The 5,478-nt window shown below is 35.9% G+C and carries 7 protein-coding genes and 1 pseudogene; 7 read left to right on the top strand and 1 reads right to left on the bottom strand.

Features of this window, described 5'->3' with window-relative positions; genetic code table 11:
* The 3 genes from mobV to PDT38_RS19220 form a co-directional block, all read left to right on the top strand.
* Positions 1 to 1,112, top strand: a 1,112-nt coding sequence (gene mobV, locus PDT38_RS19210; protein ID WP_270803665.1) for a MobV family relaxase, incomplete at its 5' end; no start/stop codon positions are given.
* Between the two features lie 492 nt (positions 1,113 to 1,604).
* Positions 1,605 to 2,630 (top strand): protein rep, encoded by a 1,026-nt coding sequence (locus tag PDT38_RS19215; protein ID WP_270803666.1) that lies wholly within the window; start codon positions 1,605 to 1,607, stop codon positions 2,628 to 2,630.
* A gap of 54 nt (positions 2,631 to 2,684) precedes the next feature.
* Positions 2,685 to 2,921, top strand: a complete 237-nt coding sequence (locus PDT38_RS19220) for a hypothetical protein (RefSeq protein ID WP_270803667.1) — start codon at positions 2,685 to 2,687, stop codon at positions 2,919 to 2,921.
* A gap of 20 nt (positions 2,922 to 2,941) precedes the next feature.
* On the opposite strand, the gene PDT38_RS19225 is transcribed toward PDT38_RS19220, so the two are convergent.
* The gene (locus PDT38_RS19225; protein ID WP_270803668.1) at positions 2,942 to 3,445 is read right to left on the bottom strand and encodes a hypothetical protein; all 504 of its coding nucleotides are present in this window, start codon (positions 3,443 to 3,445) and stop codon (positions 2,942 to 2,944) included.
* 78 nt (positions 3,446 to 3,523) lie between these two features.
* Between PDT38_RS19225 and PDT38_RS19555 the strand changes: the two are divergent.
* The 4 genes and pseudogenes from PDT38_RS19555 to PDT38_RS19240 form a co-directional block, all read left to right on the top strand.
* Positions 3,524 to 3,646 (top strand): annotated as a pseudogene (locus tag PDT38_RS19555) (protein rep); the annotation flags it as partial.
* A gap of 228 nt (positions 3,647 to 3,874) precedes the next feature.
* Positions 3,875 to 4,552 (top strand): hypothetical protein, encoded by a 678-nt coding sequence (locus tag PDT38_RS19230; RefSeq protein WP_270803669.1) that lies wholly within the window; start codon positions 3,875 to 3,877, stop codon positions 4,550 to 4,552.
* Positions 4,553 to 4,791: 239 nt separating this feature from the next.
* Complete coding sequence (locus PDT38_RS19235) at positions 4,792 to 4,959, top strand: hypothetical protein (RefSeq protein ID WP_270803670.1); 168 nt, start codon at positions 4,792 to 4,794, stop codon at positions 4,957 to 4,959.
* A 304-nt stretch (positions 4,960 to 5,263) separates the two neighbouring features.
* The coding region (locus PDT38_RS19240) for a plasmid recombination protein (protein ID WP_270803671.1) at positions 5,264 to 5,478 on the top strand (215 nt) is incomplete at its 3' end.

Genomic DNA, 5,478 nt, shown 5'->3' on the forward strand with positions numbered 1-5,478 from the left:
ATCCGGATATTGATGAAGAGCGTTCACATGAAAATTATGACTTAGTGAACAAAGAAGATATTGATTTTAATGAACGAGTGAAAAGTATAATTGAATCGCAAAAAGTGGGAACACGAAAGACGAGAAAAGACGCTGTACTCGTTAATGAATTATTGGTTACATCAGACGAAAAATTCTTTAAAGATTTAAGTCCGAATGAACGTGATAGATTTTTTAAAGAAAGTTATGAATTGTTTTCTGAACGATACGGAAAACAAAATATTGCTTATGCAAGGGTTCATCTTGATGAGAAAACGCCCCATATGCATTTGGGAGTTGTTCCAATGCGTGATGGGAAGTTGCAAGGGAAAAACGTATTCAATCGGCAGGAATTGCTTTGGATACAAGATAAGTTTCCTGAACAAATGCAAAAGCTTGGTTTTGAATTAGAACGTGGTGAAAAAGGTTCAGCTCGTGAGCATATCGAATCGAGTAAATTCAAAAAGCAAACACTTGAAAAGGAAATTGATTCACTAGAAAAAAACCTGTCGGCCAAAAAAGATGAGTTGAAAAGTTTAAGTGGGATTGTTCCGACCGAACTGAAAATAAAAGCAAAAAAAGAAAAGAAGACTGTGATTGAGGAAAAACTCGTTCATTTTGGAAAACCCAAAACAATCGAAAAGGAAACAGGGAATTTGGTTGTTACGCGTGATGAATACAAAAAAATGAGTGAAATTGTTCATGCAGCAGCAACAATTAAAAAGGACTATGACCGTTTACAAAGTACGGATCTTGTTCAAGAAAATAAAGATTTGCATGAAGCGCTTGATAGTAATCATGAAGCCCTCCTGTTTGCTCAAGAGCGAAATGGAGTTTTGGAAAGGGAAAATAAAACCCTTAAAAATGAAAATCGTGATTTAAGAGCCTATATATTCGATCTGAGGGACGAAATTAGTTCAATATATAAAAACACTAGAGAATTTTTAAAAGCCCGTACAAAGGACGTGAGAGCCTTTAAAAACGTTTTTAAGGAATTTGTTGTTGAATTGAAGAACAAAGTTACTGGAAGTGAATTTGAAAAATTACATAAGCGTGAACAGGCTCGTGAAAGAGATAAAGGTTTAGAGAGATGATATAATAGAGTTGCAGAATGATTATGGCTGGTGAAAGTAGGGAGCGCAGCGACGTCAGTCGCTAGCGGCAGCGAAAAGCGACCAATTGAACCAGCCGATGAACCCTCCTTATGCTAACAGGGGGGGAGTAATCGTGAGAGAGAGTTATGAAAACGAAAAATTGCTTTGTTGAAAGAAGAAATACTGAAACGAATATATAAAAAAATCTCCCCAAAAAGGGGAGTTTTTTATTTTTTTGGTTTTTGAGGTTTTAGGTTTTAGAAAAATTGGCTGGAACAGCCGATTTTATGCGGTTTTGACAGAGTCAAAATCGAGTCTTTTCTTATCTTGATACTATATAGAAACACCAAGATTTTTGAAAAGTGCTCCTATCCCTTGTCTGCCAAGGTCTGATAGTGTTTTTGACAGTACAAAACTCCTTCTGGTATTATTGAGTTACCACACCACAATAATAGATTGCTAGAAAACTAGCGCCAGAAAGGAGTTTTTGTTTTGCAATATTCATCTGAATCAAATTATAACATCCTTGAGGACGAGACTGCAACAGGGAAAAAGAGAGATTGGAAGGGGAAAAAATCCCGGTCTAACCTCATGGGCAAGCATTACGAAGGGTTAAATAAGCGGGTTGGTGCGCCCTACTACAGCAAACGGGCTCAGCGATTGTTTGAATGTGCAGAGCAACTTTGGTTTGTAAGAGACCTGGAAACGGGCAAATTAAAGCTGAAAAGAGCCCATTTTTGTAAAGTGAGGTTATGTCCGATGTGTGCCTGGCGGCGGTCGTTAAAAATTGCGTACCATAATAAGTTGATCGTGGAAGAAGCGAATCGGCAGTATCATTGTGCTTGGCTTTTTCTCACCCTTACGATTCGGAATGTCGAGGGCAGAGAGTTGAGCCCGTCAATAACCGACATGATGAAGGGTTTTAATCGCTTGATGAAATACAAGCGGGTTGATATAGCTAAGCTTGGTTATTTTCGTGCTTTAGAGATCACAAAAAACCACAAAGAACATACATACCATCCGCATTTTCATGTGTTGCTTCCAGTTAAGAAAAGTTATTTCACTGGTAAGTCTTACATCAGTCAAAAGGATTGGACAAGCCTCTGGAAGAAAGCGATGAAACTGGATTACACGCCAATTGTACATATACAGCGGGTCAAAGGTAAAGCTTCAATTGATGCAGAGCAGATCGAAAGTGAAGTACGAGAAGCGATGGAAGAACAAAAAGCTGTACTTGAGATTTCGAAATATCCGATAAAGGATACGGATGTGATTCGAGGTCATAAAGTGACAGAAGACAATCTGGATACGGTTTATTATCTGGATGATGCACTTTCATTTCGCCGTCTAATTGGATATGGTGGCATTTTGAAGGAAATACATAAGGAATTGAATCTTGATGATGCAGAGGATGGTGATCTTGTAAAGATCGAAGAAGATAATGATGAGGTAGCTAATGAAGCTTTTGAAGTCATGGCGTATTGGCATCCTGGCATTAAGAATTACATAATTAAGTAAAAGAGTATCAGAGTAAAGAATTGAGTAGCCAATTTATTGCGGGAGGTTTTATTTATGCATAAAATGTTTAATTTTGGATTTATCTTAACAATATCAGGTTTTATAATGTTATTCTTAGCCAAGCTTAGTTCAGAAGCTCTTCTTTTCGGAGTAGAAAATGATATTAATGATTTTTTTGGTATATTTAGCTGGCATGTTTATATTATTCCACTTGTGTTTTTGATTATTGGTTTACCATTTGTTATTGTCATTTTGCTGATTTGGTCTTTGAAATGGAGAAATAAAAAATAGGGCAAATATAGCCCTATTTTTTATTTATTTTTACCTTTTAAAGTGATTCTTGATTCTAATGCTGCTTTTTTCGTGACTGTTATTGTTTTCTCTTTTCCTGTCTTTACTCTACGACCATCTATGCTAATCCATTGAACCATTTTGACTTTATAATATCTATATTCATTTCTTATTTGAAACTGTCCTTTTTTTCCTTTAGGAATAGACCTTCTGGCAGTTGTTGATATTGATTTCTCTGAACCGAGAGAAACTGAGAGATTGATTTTTGTATATGGAATTTGCACTCCGGGTCCTATACTAAACGATGTTTTGGTAGTGTAGTTTTTTGTCATAGTACCTGGACCATGAAATACAGAACCTTTATTTTGCCATTTTCCAAAAGATTTTTTCACGTATTTCTGCTTTCCTGATTGCATCCAGTAAGTATATGTAGGCTCATTACCTGATAATGCGAAACTAGTTGAAGGTAAAAATAGATTTACAACCATTGCTATAAGTAATAGTGTTAAAAGGTTCTTTTTCAATTTGTTTCATTCTCCTCTATAATTTTTTATCTTTATTAACATTTTACATAAATTCTTTAATTTTTAAATAAAAATTAATTGAATCTTGGTGATGCAGAGGACGGAGATCTTGTGAAGATCGAGGAATATAATGATGAGGTAGCCAATGAAGCTTTTGAAGTCATGGCGTATTGGTATCCTGGTATTAAGAATTATAGTTAAATAAAGAGAGTAGGCCTTAGGTCTACTCTCTTATTTGATTCGTTTAGTTATTTTATATTTATTTAAAAGATTTTATGATCAAAAGAATAATAAAAAATGGTTGCAAAAAAAATACACTCCTGATTAGAATTTAATAACTTTTTTTGAATAAAATTTAAAAAAAGCATAAAATTACCTCCTAGTATGATATGTTACACATATCACTTATTATTGGAGGGATTAATTTTTATGAAAAGAACTTGGCAAATAGTTGTGGTGTTAGCTTTGTTAATATCTGCTTGTATGAATGGAACTTCAATGGCTAGCGCTGCTACTAGTAAGAAAAGTAGTGCTGTTGGTAATAATGTGTCCTTTGATTTATCACAAATGAAATTTTCAAAAGATGAAATTGAGAGAATAAAAGAAACTGTAGAGAGTGATGAGATTCAAAAAGAAGCTGAGAGAGGGCTTGCTCTACAACCATATGTAGATGCTAGTGGTACTTTTATCAAATTTGATCACAAGAAAGCATTGAAAGATGGCTTGTCGCCGACACTTGTTATGGAAACTAAAAAAATCTACGATAGGGCAAATGCTTCTTTAGCAAAGTCTCAACCACAATTTACTGTTTCAGCTAAATGTAAAGGATCTAATCGTTATGAAGGGAATTGGGTATCAGGTACACTCTACCTTAATTCTTGTACGGTTAATAAAATGGTTACTATTTTAAACGGAGGTGGAGGAGCATCAGCACTTATTGGGTTAATTCCTGGAGGAGTTGCAGCTGGAGCAATTTCGGTAGCAGTTTATAGTCTGGGGGCTAGTATTTTAAGTTACAATAATGCTGAGGGAAAAGGCGTTAAAATTAGAGTTTTAAGAAACCCTTTTAATGGCCAAAGATACCCTTATTGGATAACGTCACAGTAATTTTTAAAATGAAGGGAGATGTTTATGAAGCTGTTAAAAATATCTCTAGTTATAACCTCTTTAGTAGTTATTTCAATTAGTCTCTATACATTATTTTTTGATTCATCTCATTCTACTGGACATATTACATTTCCCTTGATGGGATTACTGTTGGTAATATTAATAGCTATGATTATAAAGAATAAGAAAATGCAGTAAGTAGTAAAATTAAGAGCCTGTAAGGGCTCTTTTTTTGTTTTATGTTTGAGTCTTGGATTGCTACAGCTATTAGGAATATGGAGTTCAACGATCGAATTGAAGACTGGAAAACGAACATCCCAAGAAACCCCGACAAATCAACATTTGTTCATTTTCAGATGTCTGTCAACGGTAAATGTCTGACTGAAGCGAAAGCGGAAGGAATTTAAGGAGTTGACAGACTCACTACACCCGAACCCTCTTGGCACTGAACAAACAACCGTTTGTTCCTGCCAACCGGCGAGGGAGCCCCTCAAAGAATGAGGGGTTGGGGAGTTCGATAAAGGGGGTCAAGGGGAAGAGTTCCCCTTGTAGGTTCGGACAAAGTCCGAGGTCTTTTTTTCCATGCAAGGCATGGCTCGGCGGATCGCCGACAAGCCTCGCAGAGCACACCTTTACGTAGGTAAAGTATAGTGTGATATACTTACATGGAAGTGTCCCGATCATGTCCACCCTCGAATGGAGTTGGTTTTTGTGAGTTTTGCGGTAGTTCATATGCAGAAAATAAAAGCGCCAGCATTGAAAGGTATGCAGATTCATCATCAACGAGAAAAGATAAGTCATACAAATCCGGATATTGATGAAGAGCGTTCACATGAAAATTATGACTTAGTGAACAAAGAAGATATTGATTTTAATGAACGAGTGAAAAGTATAATTGAATCGCAAAAAGTGGGAACACGAAAGAC

Source organism: Bacillus changyiensis (assembly GCF_027706145.1).
GTDB lineage: Bacteria > Bacillota > Bacilli > Bacillales > Bacillaceae > Bacillus > Bacillus changyiensis.